Source organism: Streptococcus minor DSM 17118 (genome assembly GCF_000377005.1).
In the GTDB taxonomy this organism is placed as follows: domain Bacteria; phylum Bacillota; class Bacilli; order Lactobacillales; family Streptococcaceae; genus Streptococcus; species Streptococcus minor.
In genome coordinates this window covers 1-26,807 of sequence record NZ_AQYB01000032.1, presented here as the reverse complement: position 1 = coordinate 26,807, position 26,807 = coordinate 1, and the positions used below count along the sequence as shown (strand labels likewise).

Annotated in this window: 19 protein-coding genes, 9 tRNA genes, 1 rRNA gene and 1 pseudogene; 4 read left to right on the top strand and 26 right to left on the bottom strand. The window is 42.1% G+C overall.

The window, feature by feature from the left end; translation table 11 throughout:
• Positions 1 to 76: 76 nt before the first annotated feature.
• From F602_RS0105280 to F602_RS0105240, 9 genes and pseudogenes are all read right to left on the bottom strand, one after another.
• Positions 77 to 643 (bottom strand): GNAT family N-acetyltransferase, encoded by a 567-nt coding sequence (locus F602_RS0105280; protein WP_018166914.1) that lies wholly within the window; start codon positions 641 to 643, stop codon positions 77 to 79.
• Positions 644 to 719: 76 nt separating this feature from the next.
• Positions 720 to 1,295: pseudogene (locus F602_RS0105275) on the bottom strand (type IV secretory system conjugative DNA transfer family protein); the annotation flags it as partial.
• A gap of 222 nt (positions 1,296 to 1,517) precedes the next feature.
• Entirely contained in the window at positions 1,518 to 2,405 is an 888-nt protein-coding gene (locus F602_RS0105270; protein WP_018166912.1) for an ATP-binding cassette domain-containing protein, read from the bottom strand.
• Positions 2,406 to 3,260, bottom strand: a complete 855-nt coding sequence (locus F602_RS0105265) for an ABC transporter ATP-binding protein (RefSeq protein ID WP_018166911.1) — start codon at positions 3,258 to 3,260, stop codon at positions 2,406 to 2,408. It lies immediately after the preceding gene.
• Positions 3,260 to 4,093, bottom strand: coding sequence for an ABC transporter permease (locus F602_RS0105260; RefSeq protein WP_211205362.1), 834 nt, complete (start codon positions 4,091 to 4,093; stop codon positions 3,260 to 3,262). The genes F602_RS0105265 and F602_RS0105260 overlap by 1 nt, the downstream gene beginning before the upstream one ends.
• On the bottom strand, positions 4,090 to 5,049 hold the full coding sequence (locus F602_RS0105255; protein WP_018166909.1) for an ABC transporter permease: 960 nt from the start codon (positions 5,047 to 5,049) through the stop codon (positions 4,090 to 4,092). Before F602_RS0105255 ends, F602_RS0105260 begins: the two co-directional genes overlap by 4 nt.
• A 52-nt stretch (positions 5,050 to 5,101) precedes the next feature.
• Positions 5,102 to 6,673: an ABC transporter substrate-binding protein gene (locus F602_RS0105250; RefSeq protein ID WP_018166908.1), complete on the bottom strand. Its 1,572-nt coding sequence runs from the start codon at positions 6,671 to 6,673 to the stop codon at positions 5,102 to 5,104.
• A gap of 196 nt (positions 6,674 to 6,869) precedes the next feature.
• Positions 6,870 to 7,724: a hypothetical protein gene (locus tag F602_RS0105245; RefSeq protein ID WP_026183316.1), complete on the bottom strand. Its 855-nt coding sequence runs from the start codon at positions 7,722 to 7,724 to the stop codon at positions 6,870 to 6,872.
• A 154-nt stretch (positions 7,725 to 7,878) separates the two neighbouring features.
• The gene (locus F602_RS0105240) at positions 7,879 to 8,595 is read right to left on the bottom strand and encodes a YebC/PmpR family DNA-binding transcriptional regulator (protein WP_018166906.1); all 717 of its coding nucleotides are present in this window, start codon (positions 8,593 to 8,595) and stop codon (positions 7,879 to 7,881) included.
• Between the two features lie 211 nt (positions 8,596 to 8,806).
• Between F602_RS0105240 and F602_RS0105235 the strand changes: the two genes are divergently transcribed.
• Positions 8,807 to 9,463: a CPBP family intramembrane glutamic endopeptidase gene (locus F602_RS0105235; RefSeq protein ID WP_018166905.1), complete on the top strand. Its 657-nt coding sequence runs from the start codon at positions 8,807 to 8,809 to the stop codon at positions 9,461 to 9,463.
• Positions 9,464 to 9,569: 106 nt separating this feature from the next.
• Here the strand turns inward: F602_RS0105235 and F602_RS0105230 are convergent, their stop codons facing one another.
• Genes F602_RS0105230 through malQ form a run of 3 tightly spaced genes read right to left on the bottom strand, consistent with a single transcriptional unit; the run spans position 9,570 to position 14,068 of the window.
• A complete protein-coding gene (locus F602_RS0105230) occupies positions 9,570 to 11,738 on the bottom strand; it encodes a PTS transporter subunit IIBC (protein WP_018166904.1) in 2,169 nt (722 codons plus the stop codon).
• A gap of 10 nt (positions 11,739 to 11,748) precedes the next feature.
• Positions 11,749 to 12,540, bottom strand: a complete 792-nt coding sequence (locus F602_RS0105225) for an endonuclease/exonuclease/phosphatase family protein (RefSeq protein ID WP_018166903.1) — start codon at positions 12,538 to 12,540, stop codon at positions 11,749 to 11,751.
• A gap of 13 nt (positions 12,541 to 12,553) precedes the next feature.
• A complete protein-coding gene (malQ, locus tag F602_RS0105220; protein WP_018166902.1) occupies positions 12,554 to 14,068 on the bottom strand; it encodes a 4-alpha-glucanotransferase in 1,515 nt (504 codons plus the stop codon).
• Positions 14,069 to 14,274: 206 nt separating this feature from the next.
• On the opposite strand from malQ, the gene F602_RS0105215 reads away from it, so the two are divergent.
• A complete protein-coding gene (locus F602_RS0105215) occupies positions 14,275 to 14,982 on the top strand; it encodes a UTRA domain-containing protein (RefSeq protein ID WP_018166901.1) in 708 nt (235 codons plus the stop codon).
• 36 nt (positions 14,983 to 15,018) lie between these two features.
• Here F602_RS0105215 and F602_RS0105210 read toward each other — a convergent pair whose 3' ends face one another.
• From F602_RS0105210 to F602_RS0105200, 3 genes are all read right to left on the bottom strand, one after another.
• Positions 15,019 to 15,429 (bottom strand): peptide deformylase, encoded by a 411-nt coding sequence (locus F602_RS0105210; RefSeq protein WP_018166900.1) that lies wholly within the window; start codon positions 15,427 to 15,429, stop codon positions 15,019 to 15,021.
• Positions 15,430 to 15,441: 12 nt separating this feature from the next.
• Positions 15,442 to 18,975 carry a pullulanase gene (locus tag F602_RS0105205; protein ID WP_018166899.1) on the bottom strand — a complete coding sequence of 1,178 codons (3,534 nt, stop codon included), beginning with the start codon at positions 18,973 to 18,975 and terminating at the stop codon, positions 15,442 to 15,444.
• Positions 18,976 to 19,118: 143 nt separating this feature from the next.
• A complete protein-coding gene (locus F602_RS0105200) occupies positions 19,119 to 21,209 on the bottom strand; it encodes an AAA family ATPase (protein ID WP_018166898.1) in 2,091 nt (696 codons plus the stop codon).
• 362 nt (positions 21,210 to 21,571) lie between these two features.
• Here F602_RS0105200 and F602_RS0105195 point away from each other — a divergent pair, with 362 nt between their 5' ends.
• Positions 21,572 to 22,141, top strand: a complete 570-nt coding sequence (locus tag F602_RS0105195) for a hypothetical protein (RefSeq protein ID WP_018166897.1) — start codon at positions 21,572 to 21,574, stop codon at positions 22,139 to 22,141.
• 59 nt (positions 22,142 to 22,200) lie between these two features.
• Positions 22,201 to 23,388, top strand: coding sequence for a tryptophan synthase subunit beta (gene trpB, locus F602_RS0105190; protein ID WP_018166896.1), 1,188 nt, complete (start codon positions 22,201 to 22,203; stop codon positions 23,386 to 23,388).
• Between the two features lie 197 nt (positions 23,389 to 23,585).
• Here trpB and recG read toward each other — a convergent pair whose 3' ends face one another.
• The 11 genes from recG to rrf all read right to left on the bottom strand — a co-directional run.
• On the bottom strand, positions 23,586 to 25,604 hold the full coding sequence (gene recG / locus F602_RS0105185; protein ID WP_018166895.1) for an ATP-dependent DNA helicase RecG: 2,019 nt from the start codon (positions 25,602 to 25,604) through the stop codon (positions 23,586 to 23,588).
• A gap of 112 nt (positions 25,605 to 25,716) precedes the next feature.
• Positions 25,717 to 25,790: transfer RNA gene (locus F602_RS0105180), tRNA-Pro, on the bottom strand.
• Positions 25,791 to 25,844: 54 nt separating this feature from the next.
• Positions 25,845 to 25,918 (bottom strand) — tRNA-Arg (locus F602_RS0105175).
• A 7-nt stretch (positions 25,919 to 25,925) separates the two neighbouring features.
• Positions 25,926 to 26,009, bottom strand: a tRNA-Leu gene (locus F602_RS0105170).
• A 7-nt stretch (positions 26,010 to 26,016) separates the two neighbouring features.
• A tRNA-Gly gene (locus F602_RS0105165) sits at positions 26,017 to 26,088 on the bottom strand.
• Between the two features lie 11 nt (positions 26,089 to 26,099).
• Positions 26,100 to 26,172 (bottom strand) — tRNA-Thr (locus F602_RS0105160).
• 14 nt (positions 26,173 to 26,186) lie between these two features.
• Positions 26,187 to 26,268 (bottom strand) — tRNA-Leu (locus F602_RS0105155).
• Between the two features lie 3 nt (positions 26,269 to 26,271).
• Positions 26,272 to 26,344 (bottom strand) — tRNA-Lys (locus F602_RS0105150).
• A gap of 57 nt (positions 26,345 to 26,401) precedes the next feature.
• Positions 26,402 to 26,474, bottom strand: a tRNA-Asp gene (locus F602_RS0105145).
• A gap of 60 nt (positions 26,475 to 26,534) precedes the next feature.
• Positions 26,535 to 26,607, bottom strand: a tRNA-Val gene (locus tag F602_RS0105140).
• A gap of 116 nt (positions 26,608 to 26,723) precedes the next feature.
• Positions 26,724 to 26,807, bottom strand: a 5S ribosomal RNA gene (gene rrf / locus F602_RS11200); the annotation flags it as partial.

Genomic DNA, 26,807 nt, shown 5'->3' with positions numbered 1-26,807 from the left:
CCGCTATTTGCTTTTACTTCCTCTTGGTGATCTCATTTAATTGTTCCGCTTCGATTTATAAAATTCTCGATATATATCACTTTAATTCCATAAATATCGTATATTCAAATCCAGCTTGTTTAGCAAATTTTTCTTTTACTCGATGAGTTTCTACAAATCCTAATCTTTTATAAAGTTCAATTGCTGCAATATTGTTATTTGCTACATCAAGCATAAAACAAGGGTATTCTTTTTTTTCGATAATCCAGTTTAAGAACTGTTTCATAATCCCTTGACCACGATAACTATTCAATATAGTTACAAACTCAAAATATCCACAATTAGAGTCCACTTTGTATGGTTTCCCTAAAACTTGATAAAGTGTTATCCCCATAATTGTTCCCTTGATAAATCCAAATTCTTGACGAAATACATTTTTGTTCTTCTTATAAAGCCGAGCTCCTCCTTTTCCAATACCACAACACGCAATCACTTGTCCATTGTCCAAAACAACTTTAAACTGATTTAGCCTTAATACATTCAAAAGCAACTTTTTTATTGAGATTTCACTTGTGTTAAAATGCTTAAAGTGATGTTGAAATCCATGATAAATGCAATGAACAATACCTTCATAATCTTGTGGTTTTGCGTTTCTAAATTCCATATAATCTATCTCCTCAAGTTCTAATTTGTCAATTTCTCGTCCACTTCATTATATCACTTTTCCCATATTTTATCATTTACTCAAGCTGAATATTCATTGTTGTAATCACTGTGTTTTTTCTTAATTTAGCTTTTTCTCTTGTGGCAAGATACTTCTGAATATCAAAGAAATTTCTCTTGTCGTAGTCCTCTAAGAGCTTATAATTTTTATGCTTTGTGATGTCGAATTTATCCGATAAGAAAGGGAGAACACCACGAAGCTGAAAGATACATTTTCCTCCATCCATAACCGTAATCTCGTCTTGACTCATCAGCTCTTTACCGGTCTTTTGATAATTTAGTCCAAAACTCTTTTGATTGCTCCTTGTTTCCGAAGTGTTGTAAAGGTCGATGGTTTCTTTTCCAAGTGTTTCCGAAAGCTCTTTTAGTGTTGTTTTCTCTTTCCCTCCTAAAAACAAGGTACTATCACAGTTACCGACAATGGTATCTGCATGATCCTTGTAAATTGCCTTTAATTGAGATTGTGCCTGTAATATAATGCTCGCCGAAATCTCTCGGCTTCGGATTGTGGCAATCAACTTCTCAAACTTTGGAATCAAACCGATGTTGGCAAACTCATCGAGAAGAAACCTCACATGAATCGGAAGACCTCCCGCCACCTTGACTCCCTCTGAAAGGTCACGGGCCACTGCTACATACTGGATATTAGAGCCATCAGATAATTCCTTTTCATTTCCTGAAATGCCAACAATCACCTTAGACATATCGCTTCTCCCTTCCAAAATATTGTTTTCATGGTAACACGGAGTATTTCTTTCTGTCTAATATATAAAATTAAAGGAGAGTTAAAGATTTTTTAAGGCAAAAAGAGGAGCCTACTGGGATTCTCGCTTGGATTTTCGAACAAAATGATTTGTTTCTACCTCTAGCCAGTCATCATCAGCTGACAGTTCAAAATCTTGGATTTGACTCGAAATCTGTTGGAGTTGGAGCCTAGCCTGATGAGGGGAAAGTGGAAGATTGGCAGAAAGGAGATACTGGGTATAAGGATGTTGAGGATTTGCAAAAAGTTTTTCTGCTGGAGCCAACTCAACCAACGAGCCTTTATAGAGGACAGCAATACGTTGGGCAAAGTGTTTGACAACCGTCAAATCATGAGAAATAAACAGGTAGGACAGTTGATATTCTTCCTGTAATTCAGAAAGCAACTGTAAAATTTGAGCTTGAATGGAGACATCCAGAGCTGAAGTGGGCTCATCACAGACCACAAATTGAGGCCTGCTCACAACTGCCCTAGCAATACCAATCCGCTGACGCTGTCCGCCACTGAAAGATTTGGGGCGCTTATGAACCGCATCACCTGTGATGCCGACTCTCTCCAGCATAGCTAGAGCCATGGCTTCAGCTTCCTCTTTAGGCCATTGGTATAGAGGTTCCTTGACCAATTCTAAAGCAGATAGATAAGGATTGAGGGCTGAATAGGGATCCTGATAGATAATTTGTAAGGCTTGATTGGCTAAATCAGCTTGACTCAGCCCCACATAGTCCACTTGACCTTGACTGGGTGTTTCCAAACCCAATATTAGCTTGGATAAGGTAGACTTACCGCTACCTGACTCACCTACTAGACCTAAGGTTTCTCCCTTGTAAAGAGTTAGGGTGACACCATCTACTGCTATCTGGTATTGCTCTTGACCAAAAAGATTTTTCTTGCTGTAGATTTTTTGTAGATCACGAACTGTAATAAGTACTTCTCTATTCATCTATTCAAGCTCCTTTCTAACAGAATGGGTTTCAGAAACCGCCACAAGAGGACCAGATGGGTAAACAGACAGTGACTGTGGAGCCCATTTTCCATCTAATCGGGCTGCCCGCAGAAGTTCTTGGGTATAAGGATGCAGAGGATTGGTAAAAATATCCTCAACAGTCCCCTCTTCTACCACCTGACCAGAGCGCATGACCATAACTTGATCACAAAGACCTGCAATGACACCAAAATCATGACTGACAATAATAACTGTCAATCCTAGACTTTCTTGTAATCCTTTAATCAGAGCCAAAATTTGAGCCTGAATTGTCACATCTAAGGCCGTAGTCGGCTCATCGGCAATCAGGATGCGGGGTTCTGCCAAGAGAGCCATTGCAATCAAAATACGCTGCCGCATCCCACCTGAAAATTCAAAGGGGTATTGGTTGAGGCGTTGCTCTGGATTAGAAATCCCCACCTTGTTCAGCATATCTATCATCTTTTCCATCCGCTCACCAGCAGATAATCCAGGACTAAAGCGGTCAATAATTTCTTCCAGATGGTAGCCGATTTTTCGTAAGGGATTTAAAGAAGTCATAGGGTCTTGGAAAATCATAGCCATAGGCAAACGATCATAATCCAAAAGTGGTTTACCTTCTAATTCTAGACGGTCATAGGCTACCCTCACTTCTTTTGGGACAATCCCCATCATGGACTTGACCGTCAAACTCTTGCCACTCCCTGACTCTCCCACAATACCAAGAATTTTTCCCCGTGGAAGAGAAAGAGACACATCCTTCACTAAGGTTTCAATCGCTTTGCCTCTTTGAGTTTGAAGTGTTAAATTTTCTAACTGAATACTCATCATCATTAGATAACCTCCTTTTGCAAACTATCCCGAATCAAATCTCCTACATTATTGAAAGAATAAATGGTCAGGAGGATAAAGAATCCCGGTAAAATAGCCATATGAGGAGCACTTTGTAGCGTAGATTGAGCATTTTGCAACAGACTACCCCAAGAAGCTAGTGGCTGCTGAATCCCAATTCCTAAGAAACTGAGAGCAGACTCTGTCATGATGGCAGAAGAAATACTGCTAGAAGCTGCCACGATAAGAGTAGGAAAAATCGAAGGCAAAATATGTCTTCTAATAATGACCATAGGTCGCACTCCAATATAACGAGCATAACTGACATAATCATGGGTCTTAGCTGATAAGGTTTCTGCTCGAATCAATCTAGAAATCCGCATCCAAGAAAAACCACCAATCACAACAATAATGGTTGTAAGCCCTGGCTGGAGAAAAACACTGACCACAATAACCAGAACCAACCAAGGAATGGAAGACAAGACATCAACTGTTCGCATCAAGAGACTATCCAACCAACCGCCAAAGTAGCCAGCCAAAATCCCTACCAAACTCCCTATCAAAACCGAAGCTAGCATGGCCAACAATCCGACTAAGAGGGAAATTCGACCACCATATAAGACACGCGCAAAATAATCTCGTCCCACATTATCGGTCCCAAAGATATGTGCCAGGCTAGGTGGTTGATTCATCTGACTGACATTAGTGGTGTTGGGTTCCAGAGGCAAGATAGGAGCCAAAATGGACAAAGTCAGCAAGAAAAAAAGAAAGAGGACAGAAAACAGATAGAGAGGCGATGACACAGTCTCTTCTTTTAATCGTTTAAAAAACATCAAGAACTACCTCCCTTGCTAATACGCGGATCTACGATGGAGTAGAGAATATCTGATAGAAGATTGCCTAAAATAACCAAAGTAGCCGAAAAAAGCAGGACAGCCATAATCACAGGATAATCCAAGGCTTTCGTGGCTGAAGTCAGATAAGGACCAACACCCGGCCAAGCAAAGATGGTTTCTGTAATCAGAGCACCTGTCACTAGCATAGGCAAGGCTAAACCTATTTGGGTGACAATGGGAAGAAGGATATTACGGACAATATGCCTACCAAAAATTTCTTTCTTGCTCGCCTGAAAAGCCTCCTGAACCGTCACATAATCCTTATCTACCTCGACAATGGCAGAAGTCCGAATATAGCGTATTAAGTCTGGCATAAAAGCCATCACCAAGGTTAGATAAGGTAAGGCTAAATGAGCAAGAAAATCACCCCAGTCTCCTTCCTTACCAAGACTATACATCCCAATAAAAGGCAATAGATTAAGACGGAAACCAAAAATATAAATCAAAATCATGGCAAACCAGAAGGTCGGTACCGCAATCCCCAGGGAAGCAAAACCATCAATGAAACGGTCTAGCCACTTTCCTCGATGGGCAGCTGATAAGAGCCCCAGTCCAATCGCCAAAATCAAGGCAGTTAGATAGGCTGGCAAAACTAGAGCGATGGTATTTGGTATCTTTTCCGCCAAATCATCAGCAATATTATGATGGGTTAGAAGAGAATGACCAAAATTGCCATTCCAAATGTTGTCCAACCAAATATAATACTGAACCAAAAATGGTTGATTAAGACCATGCTGCTCCTTCAAGAGCTCGATTTGCTCTGCTGTCATGTTAGGTGTAGCCAGAGAATCAATGACATCAAAAGGGGCTAGCTGAATCAGAGAAAAAACAATGAAGGAAATGACCAAGAGTAGAGGAATGACCTGGGCAATTCGCTTAATAATATATTGAAACATAGTACTCCTATAACGCGGACAAGACTGGCAAAGCCAGTCTTTATCCTATTTTTTATTCATCTTCAATCGTCAAAAGCGATGGATCTTCAAAGGTATAGATTGGTACCAAACCAGCTTCTTTTACTCCTTTGATACGCTTGTTGACAGCTAATATTTTCTTGTTGTCTACAATTGGGTAAATAACCGCTTGATTGGCCAACTCTGCCTGCAAATCATCGTAGATAACTGAACGTTTCTCCTTATCCAACTCAACTGCACCTTTTTCAAAGAGACTATTGATGGCAGCCGAGTTGAGCTTGAAGTAGTTGGACGCACCTCCGCCTTTAAAAAGACGGGCATACTGGTCTGGGTCATTTCCCATAATATAGCCACCCAAGAAGAGTTTATAAGTAGTCGTCCCTTCCTTGCGCAACTCTGTAAAGAGTGCTGTAGGGTCACCACCAGCTAATTCAACACTGATGCCGACTTGTCCTAGTTGCTCCTGAATCAAGGTTGCCTGCAAGGTTTGAGCAGGATCAGACGAGTTGAAGCCCAGATTGAGTTTCAGATTGCTGATACCAGCTTCTTTTAGGAGAGCCTTGGATTTTTCTAGATTTTGTTTATAGTGCTCTACCTTTTCAGTGGTGTATGGATTGGCTACTGGCAAGAAGGAGTAAGGGATATCGTAGTATTTCTTATCTAAATAAGCTGCTTGGTTCATATCTTCTTTGTTGAGGGCAAAGAGGATGGCTTGCCGTACGCGCACATCAGACAATTCCGGAGTGGCCGCATTGAGACCCAGATAACCAATACGATTTTCAGTATAGGCATAGGTCTCGATATCTCTACTCTCTAAATCTGCTATATCTGTTGGAAGCACGAACGAAGCATCGATTTCCCCTGTTTGTAGAGCTATCTTACGAGTAGCCGCACTGGTGATGATACGCAAGACCAGATGATCAATTTCTGGCTCACCCTTATAGTAATACTCATTGGCTTCTAACTTGATGTACTGACCATGTTTGTATTCCACAAACTTGTACGGACCTGTTCCAACTGGGGTATTGGTCAGCTGACTAACCGAGAAATCAGGCTCATCATTGTAGACATGTTCTGGTAAGATGTAGGTCTCTGTTACGATATTGTCCAAGGCAGAAGCGCTGACTGCTGGTAAGATAAAAGTAACAGTGTAATCATCCACTTTTTCAAACTGAACGGGTTGACCATTGATGTAGAGACCATCCGCATTGCCATTTTCTTCCTTAACCTTTTGTTGGTATGTAAAGAGGACATCATCTGCGGTAAAAGCTTCACCATCAGACCACTTGATATCCTGACGCAATTTAACCGTAATACTGAGTCCATCATCTGCAATCTGGTAGCTATCTGCTAATTCATTGACATAAGAACCGTCTGGTTCTACACGAATCAGCGGAGAATAGAGAATATTGGTCAAGGTTAATCCCCAACGGTCGCTAGTATTGATCGGGTTAGTCGAACTAGGATCTCCATCAATGGCATAAATAAAGGTATCACTATCTACCGCCTTACTTGTGTTGGTTTTGCTTGTCTCCTTAGTACCACAAGCTGCCAAGGTTAAAACTGTCACAGCTGCTAAAAGACTGGTTACTAATTTCTTTTTCATATCCAACTCCTTTTTAAGTATTCCATGCCATCATACCAGTAAATCGACCCCTTGTATAATATATAAATTTTAAATAGACTTTAAAAAATTTTATAAATAAGATTTCTTTTTAAAAAAGAAAACCTTATATTTCTGACTGGAATGCAGAGATATAAGGTTCAAATATTATATTTATAAAAGAGGGAAATACGCTTCTTTATTCCACATGCCACGCAATTCCTTCATATTGCCAACCAGACCGAGATAAGACCGTTTTCTCATTTTCATCCTTAGTGTAGAGATGTTTTTTGATACCTGGATGATAGAGACGGTAAACTGGGATTGTCCCAAATGACTGATATGAAATCCCTTCTGCCTGCCAACCGCGTTTTGATAAAACCTGGTATTCATTGGTATCCTTGGTGTAGAGGTGCACTTTTAAGCCTGGGTGATATAGGCGATAAACCGGATGTTCACCAGTAGCCCTTGTACTCCAAGCAACACCTTCTGCTTGCCAACCGCGAGTAGCGAGAACTGCATTTTCATTGGCGTCTGTTGTATACAAATGAGTTTTAAGCCCTGAATGATACAGGCGATAAACTGGTTTTAATACGGAGTTGGGAGAGATAACCTTGACGGTATTTCTCACATGAAAGGGGATATCCGTCGTACCAGGTGAGTCGATATGTCGCTTGATACCATGTTGGTCCAATTCTGCTTCAAACTCTGGACTTTCATTATAGTATCTCCATCCTCTAACTGTGATCTCCACTGTCCCTTCCTTCAAGGCCACCCAGTTCCCTGTTGCATCCACTGTCAGAATGGACGGATCCGATACCTCGTATTTAAAGGCATACTGCAAATCTTTCAGGATACTTTCCTGACTCGGACGAACCTGTCCCTTGCTGCCTACTACCACTTCCCCATTAGGAATGCTGGCAAAATCAAAATCTTCTTGAGTGATGTAGTAGTTATAGGTTCTTTCTTGAGCTTTGGCCTGAATAGAACCGCTAAAAACAGTTAAGAGTAACGCAACTACGCTAATGATAATGCGATTTTTGTTGTATTTCATTTGGTTTACCTCCGTAGGAATTATACCTAAAATATCTTTCATTGCCATCTTTCATTCTTGGCAATAACACCATTCCTCAAGTACCCACTATCAGATAGCGTAGCTTATGGAAAGATGAGTACAGAAAAACCAACCTCGCGGTTGGCTCTATGTCTTAAAATCCTTCTACATTGGTATAGATTTTTTGGACATCTTCATCATCTTCGAGGGCATCGTAGAGTTTCTCAAAAGTAGCTAAATCATCACCTTCCAAGACCACTTCTGACTGGGGAATCATTTCCAACTCAGTTACTTGGAATTCTTTAATACCAGCTTCTTTCAAAGCAACAATGGCTTTGTGAAGATCCGTTGGAGCAGTATAGACAGTGACTGTTCCTTCTTCTGCTTCCACATCTTCTACTTCCACATCAGCTTCCAACAGTTGCTCGAAAATGCTATCTGCATCGTCACCTGCAAAGACCGCAACACCTTTTTTGTCAAACATGAAAGAAACGGAACCACTAGCTCCCATATTTCCCCCATTCTTACCAAAAGCTGCACGCACATTCGCCGCAGTCCGATTGACATTGGAAGTCAAGGTGTCGACAATCAGCATCGAACCATTTGGTCCAAAACCTTCATAGCGACCTTCCACAAAGGTTTCGTCCGTATTTCCCTTTGCCTTGTCAATGGCCTTATCAATAATATGTTTTGGTACCTGTGCCTGTTTGGCGCGATCGATGACAAATTTCAGTGCTGAGTTGGTTTCTGGATCTGGATCACCTTTTTTAGCAGCAACATAGATTTCCACACCAAACTTGGCATACACTTTTGAGTTAGCCCCGTCCTTGGCAGTTTTTTTCGCAACAATATTGGCCCATTTACGTCCCATGGGAATTCTCCTTGTTCTAAGATGGTTATCTTCCATCTTCTTATTTTTCTTTGGGAAATAGGAAATTCTATTTCCTAATAACTCCCACATTATACCATAATCTGCTTTTTTTGAGAAGATGGGATGTATTTTTCAAGTCTGACTTGCCATTTTTTGGCAAAAAACATATTATTATAATGAATAGAATTATTTTTAGAAAGTTGGATAGTTTATGAAAACATTGATCAAGGTTCTCTGGTTGATTTTACTCTTTATGACCTCTCAGCTATGGGGCATCGTGATAGGTTTTACCATGGCCCCAAGTATGCTAGCCCAAACCCCTTACAATCCCAATCTTCTGGTAGAACTCATCATTACAGCCAGTGCGATTGCATCCGTCTATTTGTCTTGGCTTATCGCTAGGAAAGCTGGTATGCCCTTGCCGATTTTTAAGGGCTGGACTATTAAAGATGGTGGCTTTGCGATAGGAATGACGATTTTGACTCGCTTTTTCGCCCATGCGGGTATCTATCTTTTGAAGCAATCACATATTGATGCGACTGCAAATGATGCTGCACTAGAGGCCATGTTTGCCAACTTTAGCCTTCCACTAGCCTTTATCATTATTGCTATCTGCGGTCCTATCCTAGAGGAGTGGATCTTTCGGGCAGGACTCATCGGCTATCTTTTTGAAAAATACCCCTTACTTGGGCTTGCTATTAGCACCCTGATTTTCGGAGTTCTCCATATGCCGACCAATCTGATTAGCTGGGGCATTTATGGTGGTATTGGTTTGATTTACTCTTTGGTTTATTATAAGACCAAGCGTTTGGAGTTGGTAATGGTCATGCACATATTGCACAACACCGCTGCCATCCTTCATTTCTAGCACACTATCAAATATAAGAATCTCTTAGAAAGACTAGTTTCTAAGAGATTTTTTATAAAAAAATGAAGAAAATCTCTTTAACGAGTTTTCTTCATTTCTAATATTTTTACAATTCAACTGTTGCAACCAGGCTATCTTTGTTTACTTGGCCGAGGTTTTCAATAGCTACTGACTTGAGTTCTGCTGTATTGGTAAAAGCAACAACGGTTGTGGTTTCACGTCCTGCTGAACGGATAGCTTCTAGGTCTGCGACCAAGAGTAAATCACCAGCTGTTACATGCTGACCATCTACAACCTTAGCTGAGAATGGTGCACCATTGAGAGCTACCGTATCTAAACCAACATGGACTAAAACTTCCAGGCCCTTGTCTGATAGAATACCGACTGCATGCTTGGTTGGGAAGACACTGGTTACAACCCCAGTTACTGGAGAATAAATGCTACCGTTAGAAGGTTCAACAGCATAGCCGTCTCCCATCATTTTCTGAGCGAATACCGGATCCTTGACATCTGTAATCGACAAAGCTTTCCCTTCCGCTACGGACTGAACAGTTTCTATCATCCCTTTAAATTGTACTACTTGCTTAACTGTATCTGTCGAAACGGAAGTGGATGTTGGAATAGCCACTCCAGATTCCAATAAGTCTTGAATATCTGATTTTAGAACATCGGCTTTCGGACCGTAAACGGCTTGCACTCCAGAATCCTTGACAATCAAGCCCATCGCCCCTGCTGCTTTCCAATCCGCTTCAGTTCCAACCTGCTTGACATCTTTAACACTAATCCGCAGGCGGGTCATACATGCATCTACATCTTCAATATTATCGCGACCACCAAGGAGATTGATAATTTTGACTACCTGAGAGTTTGCATCCGCCACTCCTGCCTCACCTTCTGGAGAGGCATCAATTGTATCAGTATCATAGTTGCCATTGCGCCCAGCTGTTGCCAGATTAAATTTTTTGATCATAAAATTAGCGATAAAGTACATAGCAACCGCAAAGAAGGCTGTTACCCAAACAAAGTTGAGCAAGTCCATACCTAAACCTGCTTTCAGGGCCATTGGAGTACGGGTTAAAAATTCGATATTACCAAAAGAATGCATCCGTAGGTTGACAATATCTGCCATAGCAAAAGCTGCACCTTGGACAAACGCATAAACAACATAAAGAGGCATCGCCGCAAACATAAACATAAACTCGATTGGCTCGGTAACACCTGTCAAGAAGACCGCAAGGGCAGAAGAGATAAACATACCTTTATATTTGTGTTTTTTATCTGCATCTACATTGCGATACATGGCATAGGTCAAGCCCATGAGAATACCAGAAGAACCAATCATCTGACCAACCTTGAAACGAGCTGGAGTGACGCTGACTAGAAGGTCGTTATACTGCCCCATATCCCCAGCATCTTTGAGATTAATCAAATCAGTAATCCAAGCCAACCATAGTGGATCTTGTCCAAATACTTGGCTACCTGCTTGAGCCCCAGTCAAGATATCATAGGTTCCTCCCAGTGAGGTGTAGTTCATCGGAATTGTCAACATATGGTGAAGACCAAAAGGCAAGAGTAGACGCTCAAGCGTTCCATAGACAAACGGTGCCAAAATCGGAGCAGTATCTTGTGAAGTCGCAATCCATTTACCAAAACTATTGATACCTGTTTGAACAAGCGGCCAGAATACTGCCAAACACAGCGCCACCAAGACAGAACGGTAGATAACCACAAATGGTACAAATCGTTTCCCGTTAAAGAAGGTCAGAACATCTGGCAACTTGCGGTAATTGTAGTATTTATTAAAGGCTGTTGCTCCAACAAAACCAGCAATAATCCCGATGAAGACACCCATATTAAGGGCTGGCTGACCTAGAATATTTACAAAGTAACCAGAAACTGGAATCTGAGTGCCAAATACAGTGCTAACGGTCGCCTTAGGATCTGCCAGCATAGCAGTAGTAACCCCAAAGAAGTTTCCTGTAATCAGGTTCATCAAGATAAAGGCAAGACCAGCTGAGAAGGCTCCTCCTGCACGTTCCTTAGCCCAGCTACCACCGATTGCTAAGGCAAAGAGTAAATGAAGATTTCCGATAATCCCCCAACCAATTTGGGCTACAATGTTCCCAATACGAACCAAAAGTTCTGAATCAGGATTCATGAGAGGAATGGAGTTTCCGATACTAACCATCAGACCAGCCGCAGGCATAACTGCAATGACGACCATCAAACATTTTCCGAATTTTTGCCAAAACTCGAAGCTCAACAATTTTTTCATGATATTTCTCCTAAAGTTTTAATGACATCTCCACACCAAAATGGTCTGAGATAGGGGACTTGTTACTTCCGTTAAAAATAACCTGACTGGATAAAACCCTCCTTTCCTGATTTAAAAAGATATAATCCAGACGTTTCTCTTGGCTATGACCACTCCAGCCATCAATGGCTTTTTCAACCGTAATACCAGAATCTTTCTCCTCTGCCAATTCAAATCCATCAAAGAGTCCCAGACCTTTGATAGCCTCGTAAGCTTCTTGATCTGAAAAAGCATCCATATTGAAATCACCTAGCAATAGTTTTAAGCGACCATGGTCCGTCCGGTTTACAATCGCTTTTACATTTTCCAATTGTTCCTCACCTGGACTATCTGGTAGATTGATATGACAAGAATAGCAGTCAATCAACTGACCTTTGTAAGAAATCGTAACACCCAAAATCTTACGCGATAAAATTGAGTCAACTGTCTGATGACGACTGCAATAAAAAGTATCCACCTCATAGACAGGATGTTTGGTTAGGATTGCAATCCCTTCATCATAACGACCATAGCCAATATGCGAATTGCTCCAAAAGTAAGAATACTGCGGACCTATTAAACTCTCTAAATGCTCCAAAACCTTAAGTCCATAATTATCACTTTTGAGCTCCCGACTCACATTAGGAGCTGTGATACTCTGGTTGACTTCTTGGAGGGCAATCAAGTCGTAATCTTTTTCCGCAATTGTTCTGGCTAACTCTTCTATCTTTTTTTCTTGACTTTCTTCCAACCAGGCATGAACATTGATGGTAAGTACTTTCATCTTTTTCTCCAGTCTATTCTGAGGCATTCAACTCATTGCCACGCTGGTACAAAAGGGTAATGCGAGTTAGAAAATCTTTATGTTCTTGAGTCAAATCTTCTTCCTTCATGCGCCACTGCCAGTTGCCTCCGATAGTGGATGGGAAATTCATACGACTCTCTGCTCCCAGATTCAGGATGTCCTGCATGCTTGCAATAGCGGTATTGCTCACAGTCCCAAAAAGAACCCGTAACATAGCTTGATAGATTGGCTCAATCGGTTTACGATTGCTGTAGGCATCTACATACTCTTGTTGCTCAACACTTAGATTTTGATACCAACCATTGACCACTTCATTATCATGCGTGCCCATGTAAGCGATAGAATTTGGAATACAACGGTGAACTGCATCAATACTCTTACCGGTGACATCACTCAGTCCAAATTCTAAAATTTTCATACCTGGATAACCGCAGTCATTGAGCAATTTTCTAGCCTTGGCATCAATATTACCTAAATCCTCCGCAATAATTGGCAAATCTCCTAGCGTCTCCTTAACAGCCTTGAATAGGCTATAGCCTGGACCAGGCTGCCAAGTACCCTCTTTTGCCACAGTAGCTTTCCCATCTACCTGCCAATAGTCTGAAAAGCCTTTAAAATGGTCAATCCGAAGAAGATCATACAACTTGAAACTTTCGTGGATACGGTAAATCCACCAACTAAAACCTGTTTTCTCATGCTGTTCCCAGTCATAAAGAGGGTTGCCCCACAACTGACCGTCCGCGCTAAATTGATCAGCCGGAACTCCTGCAACAAAGGTTGGTCTACGCTCACTATCTAGTTTAAAAAGCTGTGGTTTCGTCCAAACCTCCACGCTATCTGCGGATACATAGATTGGCATGTCACCAATAATTTTGATATGGTGCTCATTAGCATAGTTTTTGAGAGCCTTCCATTGACCAAAGAAAAAGTATTGACAAACCTTGAAATAGTCAATCTGGTCAGCCAACTCAATACGGTACTTTGCTAAAGCCTCTTCATTGCGAGCCAAAACGGACTTATCTTCCCATTCTTGTAAGGCTCGATTATCAAATTTTTCCTTGATAGCCATGAATTCAGCGTAATCATTCAACCAGGTGCTATTGGCTTTTTCAAAAGCTGCCAAAAGGGCTTTGTTCCGGTCATTAGACAAGAACCGCTGAACAGCCTTCTCCAAAATCGGTCGGCGAACCTGGTAAATCAGAGCATAGTCCACCAAATCTTCCTTATCTCCGAAATCAACCTCTGCTACATCAGCCTCTTCCAACAAGCCTTCCTCAATCAAGAGATCAAAATCAATGAGATGAGGATTTCCGGCAATAGCCGAAAAAGATTGGTAGGGAGAGTCTCCATAACTAGTTGTTGTCAGTGGCAAAATTTGCCAGTAAGTCTGCTTAGTTTCCACTAAAAAATCGACAAAATGATAGGCTGACTGACCAAAACTTCCAATTCCATATTTTCCTGGAAGAGAGCTGATATGCATCAGTACACCGCTGTTTCGTTGTGTCATAAAGCGCTTTCCTTTCTTAGGATATAAGGATATTGTAACGGAAACGTTTTCACTTGTCAAGTATTTATACGTAATAATTTTAACATTATACGTAAAAGTTTTCCAAAAAGAGATTATCAACCTACGATTACTATTATTTTCTATATTTTTATCCTCATTTATGGTAGACTTAAAGCAGATATAAATCCCTTTAGAAAGTATGGTTTATGAGTAAATACAAAAAAGTTTATACTGACATCAAAGACAAAATCGAGCAAAATATCTGGAAAGCTCAGGATGAACTTCCAACTGAGAATGAATTGATGAGGATTTACTCCTATTCCAAGGATACCATTCGCAAGGCACTGTCTATGCTAGAATTGGATGGCTACATCCAAAAACGTCAGGGGAGAAACTCTATCGTCTTGGACCATCACCATATAAAAAAGCAATACTTATCCGAGCTCAAGACCGCCAGTGAATTGAATCGACTAGCTCTCCATCAGATCGAAACTGAACTGACAGATCTCTATATTGTCCAAGGTCAAGCTGACCTAATGGCAAGCTTTGAAGTAGATGAGACAGTAGATTTTTACAGAGTAGGTCGTGTCCGTACCATTGATGGAGAACGCTTGGAATACGAAGTATCCTATTTTGATCGTCGTATTGTCCCCTTTCTCAATCGTGAAATCGCAGAAGGCTCCATTTATCGTTATCTAGAAGAAAAACTTGGACTAAAGATTTCCCATTCTCGCCGTGAGATTTCCTTCCGTTACGCCAATGAAGAAGAAAAACGACTGATGGACTTAGGAGACTACGACATGGTCGTCGTGGTAGAGAGCACTACCTATCTCACTAATGGCCAACTGTTTCAAACCGGTAGTATCAGCTATCGACCAGATAAGGTCACTTTTCTTTCCATCGCCAAACGGTAAAAAGCAAGGAATGAACTTCCTTGCTTTTTTTTATTATTAGATAAGAATTCCTTCCAAGTGATCCAATTCATGCTGAACAATTTGAGCTGTAAAGCCTGTAAAGGACATCGTTACCTCCTGCCAATCCTGATTATGGTATCGAACCACAATTTCTTCATATCGAGTGGTCGAACGACTACCTATCAGGGACAGGCAAGACTCCACTGTTTGGTAAGGTTTAACCTTGCTGATGAGGACAGGGTTATACATGACCAAGTGACCAAAACCCAGACTGACAATGATAATCCGCTTTTGGACCCCAATCATATTAGCCGCCAGACCAACGCAGGCGTCCTGATGAGCTAGCAGGGTGTCCTGCAAATCTTTCCCGATGGACAAGTCTGCCTGACTGGCCTCTTGCGATTGTTGTTGGAGAAAGAGGATATCTTTCATAATGGGTTTAATCATAATCACTCTTTCCTAGATTTCTTTTTTACTGACTTTGATTCCCAGAAAGGCCAGCAAAATCGTCAGAATACTTCCACCAGCAATGATAAATATTGGGGAAGTTTGGTTACCTGTTGACGGTAGCTTCGATTTATTTTTGCCTGACTGGCTCTTTGTAGTTGGTGTTTCAGAAGCTTGCGTGGTCGTTGCAGTGCCTGGCTCACTGGTTGTTGTAGTCGTTGGTTGTGGAGTTGGTTGATTTTCTTTTTTCGCCACTTTCAATACCAGGGCTGTCAATGGTTCTACGCTTAGCTGATTTTCCGTAAGGGTGAGGCCTTTTGGATCTACAATAGCCTCTGTTCCAGCCCGCTCTGCATCTACCAATACCTGAGCATCAGCCCATTTGGTTTGTTCTGCGGAGAGGTCGAGCTGACGAACCTTAGTATCTGCATTGATAATGACAGCATAGATATCGCCATTTGAAGCAGCTGTTTGATAAGCAATAAACAGATCTTTTTCTTCAACTCCTGCAGATTCTGTCTGAGTTTTTGGCACTGATAAAAGCGTCACATCGCGGTCAATATCTGCCTTGTTGGTTTTTCTAAAGGCATCCGTGGACCGACGCAGGGCGATAAGACCTGTTGTATATTTCTGGGTCTTAACATTGATCGGATAGGTAGCTTCATTGGTTGCCTTTTCCCAATCAAAATGATTGACGGCGTCGGATGAATCATAGGAATCATGAATAAAATAAGGATATTCTGTCACCGCATCTATCAGTGTTGACTTGTACGGAGCAGCACTTTCAGCAACCTTACCAATGTAAGCTGGATTGAGAAATTGTTTGGTTCGGCCGTATTCTTGACCGGAGTGGATAAATGGGGTCCCCTGAGCGGTCAAAATCATGGTATTGCCCAGGCGCAGACGCTTATGAATCTCTTCTTCGGCCACTTTTGGATCCTTGTTGATAGACTTCGCAATGACATCATGCAAGGTCAGATTGTCATGGGCAGCAATATATTGGACCACATCACCCGGTGAATCTGCCTCAAAGTTACCCGGTTGAGCCTTGATATTCTTGAAAAGCGCCTCAATATCACGGGCACCACCCGTAATAAAGGCAGCTTCTCCTTCGTCTGGAAAACCTGATTTGAGAGAATTGCGGATGTCATCAGAAAACACACCGACTGTATCAGTCAATTTCATCCAGGTTTGGTCGGCAGGCTGTTGTGGCTTTGCCTCATCTCCATGGTAGGTCTTCCAGCCTTCCCCAATCATGATCACATTGGGATTGATAGCCTTAGCTTCGTTGAAGGCTTCCTCAATTGCTTGGGCATCATGGTCTCCCATCATATCAAAGCGGAAGCCATCTACCTTAAATTCACTGGTCAAATACTTAATCGAGTCAACCAGTACGCGGCGACTCATGGCATGTGTTGTTCCAAGACGACCACCACCAAAGCTTTCACGAGGGGTGCCGTCCGCATTCATAAAGTGGTAATAGTTCGGCTCCAAATCTTCAAAAATATAGGTCTTAGCAGTATGATTATAGACTACGTCTAATGTGACTCCCATACCGCGCTTGTGAATCTCATTGACCAGATTCTTAAATTCAGCAATGCGTTTCTCCGGATCCTTGGCATTTTCAGAGTACATGCCCGAAAGTGAAAAATAGTTTTGCGGATCATATCCCCAGTTATAATTATTGTCCTTAGAAGAATAATCGATAGAGCGCGTATGGTCTGCCTCATTGACATAGAAATAACTCATAATCGGCATGAGCTGTATATGGGTCACACCCAAACTCTTGAGGTAGTCCAGTTTTTCCACAAAGGCAGAGAAGGTCCCAAAACGACTGTTGAGTTTGCCATCCAAGGTGCTGTCAGAGGTAAAATCACGAACATTTGCTTCATAGATAATGGCATCTTCTCGGCCTTGGAAATTCTCAATTTTAGCAAAATCCAAATCCTGTGGACCAAGTTTACTCGGATTAACAAAGGCAGCCTTGGCTGTTTTGATGTCTCCCTGAACCATATTATTATCCCATTCTGCTAAGGATTTAGCGTATGGGTCTAACACCAACACTTTTTGATTGTCGCGTGTGATTTCGTAGTGGTAATAATAGCCTGTGTAGTTGGAAATGTTTAGGCCAGACTGGTTATCTAGTGTTGCAGACCAAACTCCCCTTTCTTCCTTGGTCATGTCCACGGTGCCCATCACTTTAGTTTGGTCATCCTTATCGTAAACGATGACCTTGATGCTATCAGCACTTGGAGACCAAAGATGCATCTCTACTTGCGAGCCATCATCATTGAGCTTGGCTCCCAGCTCCCCATCATAGGCAAACAGTTTATCCTTCAACTCCCAAGACATGCGGACCTTTTGCTCTATCCCTGCATAGGAAACGGTCAAAATTCCCTTGCTCTGGTTAAAATCACCTGTGATGGTCAAGACAGGACTGCCATCAGTCAGTGTCATGTCTGTGATGGTGACCTCTTGTCCATCCTTATCCTTGACTGTGAGCCCCTTTTGGAGTTCTTCCTTAGTAACTCCAGCCAAGGTGGAGAAGGTTGCTTTGATTTCTGTCTCTTCTGTCTGCTCTGCTCCTTTCAGCACTACTTGGTCAATATAGTAAGGATTGTTATAGACTTTTGGATCCTTATCATGAACAAAGACCTGTGTATGATGTTCTAAGTCCTGAAACTTATAGTCATTTGGTTGAATCTTCATATCATCCCCAGTTTTGCTTTGATCCAATAGAACAAATCCTAGTAGTTTTGCTGCATCTTTAAGAGGTACATCCCAGTAAGCACCGTATGGTCCGATACCTGTTTTGTTGGCAGCTCCTTTTGGCCAATCCTTTGATGGTTCTTTCACATCGTCAAAGAGCCAGGCTGTCAAGTTATCGTATTTATCATCTGCATTTTGGTAGTTGATACGGACAAGGCCTTTTTCAAGGGGTGGATAAGTGTGGCTGTTAAACTCTTCATCCACCCAAGCCTCATTCATTGCTGGAGCGAGAAGTTCAACATTTCTGTCCCCAGTCAAATTCTGCCCAGACACCTTATCGTTGATTAGCCAAGAAATTTTTTTCTGCTGCTTTTCAGATAATTTGATGTCAATGTAGTAGCCGTAATCGTCTTTTTGGGCATCTTTCAAAGAAAGAGCACCCATTGGCCAATTGGCAGATGGTTGTTCCACATCATCCCATATCCACAGACCAAGATTCGCAATGTCCCCTGCCGGTAGTGTTTTCAAATGAAGACGAAAATAGCCGGCCGCAACAGCAGGGACTTCCGTATTTTCTGCTTGAACCTGAGACAAAGCAGGGGCTTCTTTAGAAGGCGCCTGGCTAGCACTCGTTTCTACTGTTGTAGCAGGAACGGTTGCCTCAACTATAGTTGTTTGGTCTAGACCTGCAACAACAGTCGTATTGATTTCCTCAGCAAAATAGGTCGGACCAGCCAATACCGCAACTGCACCGATCGCCACAGACAATAGGCCAACACTGAGCTTTTTCAGCGTGTACTGTTGCTGCTTCTCATCATTAGAACGATGTTTTTTCATGAGAACCTCCTGATTTTTCTTTTATGAGCCTATCTTACCACATGTTGCAAACGTTTGCAAATTGAAACTGTTTCCTGAAACTATTATTTTCTTGCAGTATTTTTACAAAAAAAGCCACCCTTGCGAGTGGCTGTCACTATCTTTTAGGCTTGATGGATAACAATTTCTCCATCAACCACATCCGCTTTCAACTGCTTAGCGTCGATATGTTCCAAGTAGAAATCCGTCACCTTATCACGAATTTGACCCTCGATGACACGACGCAGAGGACGAGCTCCCATGGCCTTATCATAACCCAGCTCCATAAGTAAGTCCTTAGCTTCCTTGCTGACTTCCAGATGAATATCCTTCTTGGCCAAGGTCTGGTTGACCTGAGCCAGCATCAAGTCTACGATTTGCAGGAGATCTTCCTTGGTCAAATGCTTGAACTCGATGACAGCGTTGAAACGATTCAGAAATTCTGGACGGAAGTAAGGTGCGATACGAGTCATAATATCCACTTCTTCTTCCTCATCATGACTGCCAAAACCAAAGCCTGTGTTGGAAGTTGCGATAATGACCGTATTCTTAAAGTTAACCGTGTTGCCCTGACCATCTGTCAAATGACCATCATCCAAGACTTGTAATAAAAGGGTAATGACCTGAGGATCAGCCTTTTCAATTTCATCTAAGAGAACGATAGAATAAGGATTCCGGCGGACACGCTCCGTAAGAGTATGGGAATTATCATCATAACCCACATATCCAGCTGTTGTTCCAATCAGCTTAGATACTGCGGTACGGTCGCTATATTCAGACATATCCAGACGGATAATCGCATCTTTATTGCCAAACATATCAAGAGCCAATTGTTTGGCCAACTCTGTCTTACCAACCCCTGTAGGACCGACAAAGAGGAAGCTACCGATAGGACGATTGCCTTCATCAAAACCAGCACGATTTCGACGAATGGCCTTAGACACGGCTTCTACCGCATCATTTTGACCAATGACCTTAGCCTCCAAACGCTCCTTCATCCCCTTCAAACGCTCAATATCCGAAGCTCCCATTTGGGAAACAGGGATACCTGTCATCCGCTCTACAGCCTGAGCGACATCATTGACAGTTGCCACCGCCTTTTGACCTTCGGTATGGTTGTCGATTTTCTCTTGCAACTGATCGATACGAATCTTTTCATTTAGAGCTGTCTCATAATCTTCCTTATCTGCCGCAGCCTGTTGCAACTGTCTAGCTTGAGCAATTTCAGCCTCCAAAGCCTTTATATCTGTCACCGGATGCTGGGCTGCCAAATGAGCAGCTGTCACATCCACCAAATCAATAGCCTTATCAGGCAAACTTCTTTGTGGAATATACTGGACAGAATAATCCACTGCAGCCTTGAGCATGTCATCTGGTAAAATAATATTATGATGGGCTTCGTAGAGAGGTTTGATACCTTTGAGAATAGCCAGAGTATCTTCTGCAGATGGTGCATTGACTTTGACCTCGTTGAAACGACGGGCCAAAGCTGCATTTTTCATAATGGTATTGCGATATTCATCCTGAGTAGTTGCCCCGATAACGGTCAAATCACCTCTAGATAGAGCCGGTTTAAGAATATCAGCCAAACCCTTAGAGCCAGAATCTCCACCTGTTGAGCCAGCACCTAAAATTTGATGGATTTCATCAAAGAAGAGAATAACATTTCCTGCCTCTTGCACCTCCTTGACTAAATTTTGGACATTTTCTTCAAATGCACCACGGTACTGTGTTCCAGCCTCAAGACCTGATATATCAATTGATATCAATTCCTTATTTTTAATAGCAGCTGGTACATCACCATTAACAATCGCTTGTGCTAAGCCCTCTACTACCGCCGTCTTACCGACACCAGCATCCCCAACCAAGACAGGGTTGTTCTTCGTACGACGAGCCAGAATTTCAGCAGTTTCCTGAATTTCCTTGTTTCGCCCAATGACAGGATCTAACTTACCTTGACGTGCCTGATCAGTCAAGTTAGTCCCCAACTTAGCCAAAATACCATCTTGACTGACAGTTCCTACCTGACCTTGTGAAGAAGTCGTCTGGGCTTCTGGTCCAGCAGGTAGTTGACCGGTCTGACGATAGTAAGCAAATTCCTCTGGCGTCACTTCACGCCCATTGATCGAGTATCGACGACGTTCTGTATTAAAACCACCCATATTCCCCATGAGTTGGTTGAAAATATCATCCATATTGTTAAAATTATTGTTCATATTTCTACCTCTTTTTGTTATTTTGTGTTCATATTGGCCTATTTACATTGACCAAAACTGACCTTTTGTCTAAAAATAAATCTTATCAGATTCTCCGAATCGGTTCAGGTGCAGATTTCGTATTCTGACTTTCTCTGACCAATTCACTAAAAAAATAAAACATATGTCATCCTCCTTAGTCTGACCTTTCTAGGGTTTTTTATACCCATGACTGTATTATACACCATTGGTCAGTAAAGGTCAATAGATAAATCTTATTTTTTTATTATTTTTGTCCAAAATAGTTGAAATTTTCTGTCTTTTTATGGTTTTCCTTAGATTTTACACTTATTTTCTGGTATACTACTAAAAAGGAGAAAACAATGTCATTCACCTATAAAAACCAAGCCTCGCTTTACCATCCCATTATCATTATAAGTATCTTTCTGATTGCTTTTGGCTTGTGTGGCTTAGTACTTTTTAGAATTTTGCATTCATTTATGAATCTGACAACAGGTTCTGGAATCTCTCCCATCTTTACCTTACCTTGGCTAAGCTCAATCATCCTTGGTACAACAGTTCTCTTCTCCGCTCTTTCTTTTCGCAAGCGCCCCTTTATCAATGGAAATGCAGATGGCTTAACAATTTATAAGGGCTGGAAATCCTATCATTTCCCTTGGGACACTATCCAGTCTATTACATATCAAAAGAAAATGGAGCGACCTCTTTTCAGATATATGGATTGTCTTGATAGAGCCTATTACGAATACTTGCTGATTGACTCAGATGGCCAAGGCAGCATTTCCTTAGAAATCACCTATATCGAGGGTGGTACTGATAATATTCTACAAGTGCTTGGCAGTCAATTCAAAAATATAAAGACAGAAGATAAAACTCAAGAACTATATAAAACTAGTTTTCCCAATTATGATACAAAGCCCCCTATATCGTAACTTTCTAATAAAGTATCAGCCACTCATCACGACAATCAACAGAAAATGGAGACAGCATCATGACAACAGAAAAAGGATATTTTGGCCAATTTGGCGGTAGTTTTGTCCCTGCACCTATTCAAGTCCTATTAGATGAACTAGAAGCAACTTTTAACAAATATCACCAAGATCCTGATTTTATCAAGGAGCTAACTTTTTATTTACAGGATTATTCTGGTCGTCAAACCCCTCTTTACTACGCTGAGAGTCTAACTCGACACCTAGATGGTGCTAAAATTTATCTCAAGCGGGAAGACCTTAACCATTTAGGTTCCCACAAGCTCAACAATGTTTTGGGACAAATCCTTCTAGCCAAGCGCATGGGCAAAACTCGTGTCATTGCTGAAACAGGAGCTGGTCAGCACGGCGTTGCAACTGCAGCTGCAGCTGCTAAGTTTGGCATGGAATGCGATGTCTACATGGGAGCCGAAGACGTCAAACGCCAGCGCCTCAATGTTTTTCGAATGGAGATGATGGGAGCTCGCGTTCATGCTGTTACCGAAGGAACAGCCACCCTCAAAGAAGCAGTAGATGCTGCCTTTGGAGCCTGGATGGAAGACTTGGATGCTTTTTATGTTCTAGGATCGGCTGTTGGCCCCCACCCTTATCCAACTATTGTTCATACATTTCAAAAAATAATCAGCCGAGAATCTCGTCAACAAATCCTAGACAAAGAAGGCCGCTTGCCAGATGCAGTGATTGCTTGTGTGGGTGGTGGTTCCAATGCCATCGGTGCTTTCTCTCAATATATACCTGATAAGGAGGTCTCTCTGATTGGCGTTGAAGCTGCTGGACATGGTGTCAATACAGACAAGCATGCTGCTACCCTGACCAAAGGAACTATCGGGGTGTTAGACGGTATGAAAACCATCGCTCTTTTTGATAAGGACGGCAGTGTTGCACCAGTTTACTCCATTTCAGCAGGCTTGGATTACCCAGGAGTTGGTCCAGAACATGCCTTCCTAAAGGACTCTGGCCGAGTAAACTATATTGCCGTTACTGATGAAGAGGCAGTGCAAGCCCTTCTTCTCCTCTCCAAGACCGAAGGAATCATTCCAGCCATTGAGAGTTCCCACGCCATCGCTCAAGCGATAAAAGTCGCACCAAGTATGGATAAAAACCAAATTATCATTGTCAACCTATCTGGTAGAGGGGACAAAGATGTCGCTGCTATCGCAACCTACCTAGGAGAAACTATAACAGAATAAAAAGTCTCGAAAAAAATCGAGACTTTTCTTATCAGCATTTACAGATAATAACAATGCAAAATCAACTATTCGTACCATCTATACTAGCAGGATAAATGGTTTATCTGAAATGGCATCAACCATGTGAACAGACCAATACTAATAAAAAATGTTAGCATCAAAAACAAACATTCCTTGTAATATAACTTCCTGTTACATTAATCCAAACGATTCGGTCTTTTCATTTCCTTCACAATTATAGACCAATTAGGATTGAGCTTCCAACTAGGATCTGAAACAATCTGACTAGCCACCCGTCTAGCCTCCTCTAAAATTGGAAAATCTTCCACAATATTAGCAACTTGAAATTCAGGTAGACCTGATTGTCTTGTACCAAACACCTCACCAGCCCCCCGCATCTGCAAGTCTTTTTCCGCCAAAACAAACCCATCTGTCGTTTCAGTCATAGCCTGCATCCGCTCTTTTCCTGAGTCTGTCTTAGGATTGGCCACCAAAATAGCATAGGATTGTTTATTCCCACGGCCCACACGACCACGAAGCTGATGCAACTGGCTCAAACCAAAACGATCCGCATCGATAATCACCATGATAGTAGCATTAGGCACATTGACCCCCACTTCGATAACCGTTGTTGATACTAACAAATCTATTTTTCCAGCCTTAAAATCCTGCATAATACTATCTTTTTCCTGATTTTTCATTTGACCATGCAAGAGGGTAATCTTGACTGTTTTTCCAAAATAAGCGTTCAACTCTTCTTCCAAAGCAATGGCATTTTTCAAGTCCAAGGCTTCAGACTCCTCAATCAAAGGTGAGACCACATACACTTGGTTTCCCTTTTTGATTTCCTTACCTATCCATTCTAGGACAACAGGAAGTTGCTCATGTTTGACCCAACGAGTCTTAACTTCTTTACGACCTTCTGGTAGCTGATCGATAATAGAGACATCCATTTCACCAAAAGCTGTGATTGCTAAAGTCCTAGGGATAGGAGTTGCCGTCATCATCAGGACATCTGGATTCTCTCCCTTTTCACGAAAAAGCCTCCGTTGCTTGACACCAAACCGATGCTGCTCATCTGTAATCACCAGCCCTACATGATGATAATTGACCCGCTCCTGAATAAGAGCATGAGTCCCAATTACAATATCTACTGTCCCTGACTCAATTGCAGCCAAGGTATCCCGCCGAATCGCAGCCTTCATCCCTCCAGTCAACAAAGCAATGGACAACTCCGGAAAAAGCTGGCTCAAACTCTCATAATGTTGCTCAGCTAAAATCTCTGTCGGAACCATCATAGCTGATTGAAAACCCGCTGTATAAGCTGCATACATAGCTAAACCCGCAATAACTGTTTTTCCTGAGCCAACATCCCCTTGTAAAAGACGATTCATATGACTAGACGATGACATATCTGATAGAATCTCCAATAAACTCCTCTGTTGAGCGTCAGTCAAAGCAAATGGCAGTTGTTGTATTTTATTAGCCAAAGCCACCTGATCATAAGTAATCAAGACTCCTGCATCTGGCTTACGATTTTCAGACTTCAAACTTTGCAGATTAAGCTGAAAATAGAACAATTCCTCAAACTTGACACGCCTCAAAGCTTGTTGATACTGTTCAATATCTTTCGGAAAATGCATGGCTCTTATAGCTTCGCGACGATTTAGCAGCCTATAACGCTGCAATAACTCACTAGGTAGATTTTCCTCTACTAAATCTAGGTACCCTGCCTCCATAGCAGCCTTAATCAACTTAACTAAACTAGCCTGTTTGATTCCTTGACCAACACGATAAACAGGCTGCAAATCATCCTGACTTTGACTCAGTATCTTCATCCCAGTCAGAGAAGCCTTGCTCCTATCCCATTTTCCCCATACAGCAATTTGAGAGCCAACCACTATCTTATCTGCCAAGTAAGGCTGATTAAAAAAAGAAACTGCGACAATCACTTCACCCTGCCGAATGGAGAACCGTAACCGATTCCGTTTATAACCGTAATATTGAACAGCAGCAGGACTTACCACCTCACCTAAAACTAAGGCTTTTTCTCCATCCATCAAATCCAATACTGACTTAGACTGAAAATCTTCATAACGAAAAGGATAATACAGCAGTGCATCACCCACGGTTTGCAATTCTAGTTTTAAAAATTTTTCAACCGATTTAGAACTAAAACCAGGAAGAACAGACAAAGCATCACCTAAAGATTTCATAAATCTATTATATCAAAAAAAGATAGTCTAACGAGCATAAAAAAAGCCTGTATTACAGAACAAGCTAAAAACGCATTTTATGGCACAAAAAAAGCAACATGAGTTGCTGCAATCGGGAAGACAGGATTCGAACCTGCGACACCTTGGTCCCAAACCAAGTACTCTACCAAGCTGAGCTACTTCCCGATAACTGGTACTAAAAAGAAAGCTCCCCTAATGTGCGTGACATTAAGCGAGAAATGCACCCTAGAGGAGTCGAACCTCTAACCGCCTGATTCGTAGTCAGGTACTCTATCCAGTTGAGCTAAGGGTGCTCATATATGCCGAGGACCGGAATCGAACCGGTACGATGTTACCATCGCAGGATTTTAAGTCCTGTGCGTCTGCCTGTTCCGCCACCCCGGCCTCTCTAAGCGAACGACGGGATTCGAACCCGCGACCCCCACCTTGGCAAGGTGGTGTTCTACCACTGAACTACGTTCGCAATCGCTTCAATGCCGGCTACATGACTTGAACACGCGACCCTCTGATTACAAATCAGATGCTCTACCAACTGAGCTAAGCCGGCTTATTTATTCCTTATGCGGGTTAAGGGACTTGAACCCCCACGCCCGAAAGCGCCAGATCCTAAATCTGGTGCGTCTGCCAATTCCGCCAAACCCGCATATGACCCGTGCTGGGCTCGAACCAGCGACCCATTGATTAAAAGTCAATTGCTCTACCAACTGAGCTAACGAGTCTCTTCTCTTGTATCCGTTTATACACTAGTTGAAATGCCGATTCTCTCTTCATTTCAACGGTCCCGACGGGAATCGAACCCGCGATCTTCGCCGTGACAGGGCGACGTGATAACCGCTACACTACGGGACCTAAAATTATATCCAGACTAAAACCCTAGTAAAACGGATTTCTTATCGTCCTCATAACTTATGGGAGTTAACGGGATCGAACCGCTGACCCTCTGCTTGTAAGGCAGATGCTCTCCCAGCTGAGCTAAACTCCCATGGGATGAAAGTTTAACTCGCTGGCTCCCTGTCGTGCGCTAACGCTTCGACAAAGGTGACTAAGGTCTACCTTAGCTGAGCTAAACTCCCAAACGGAATCTCTACGATTCCTATGGCTAAGCGACTACCGTATCTCACAGGGGGCAACCCCCAACTACTTCAGGCGTTCTAGGGCTTAACTACTGTGTTCGGCATGGGT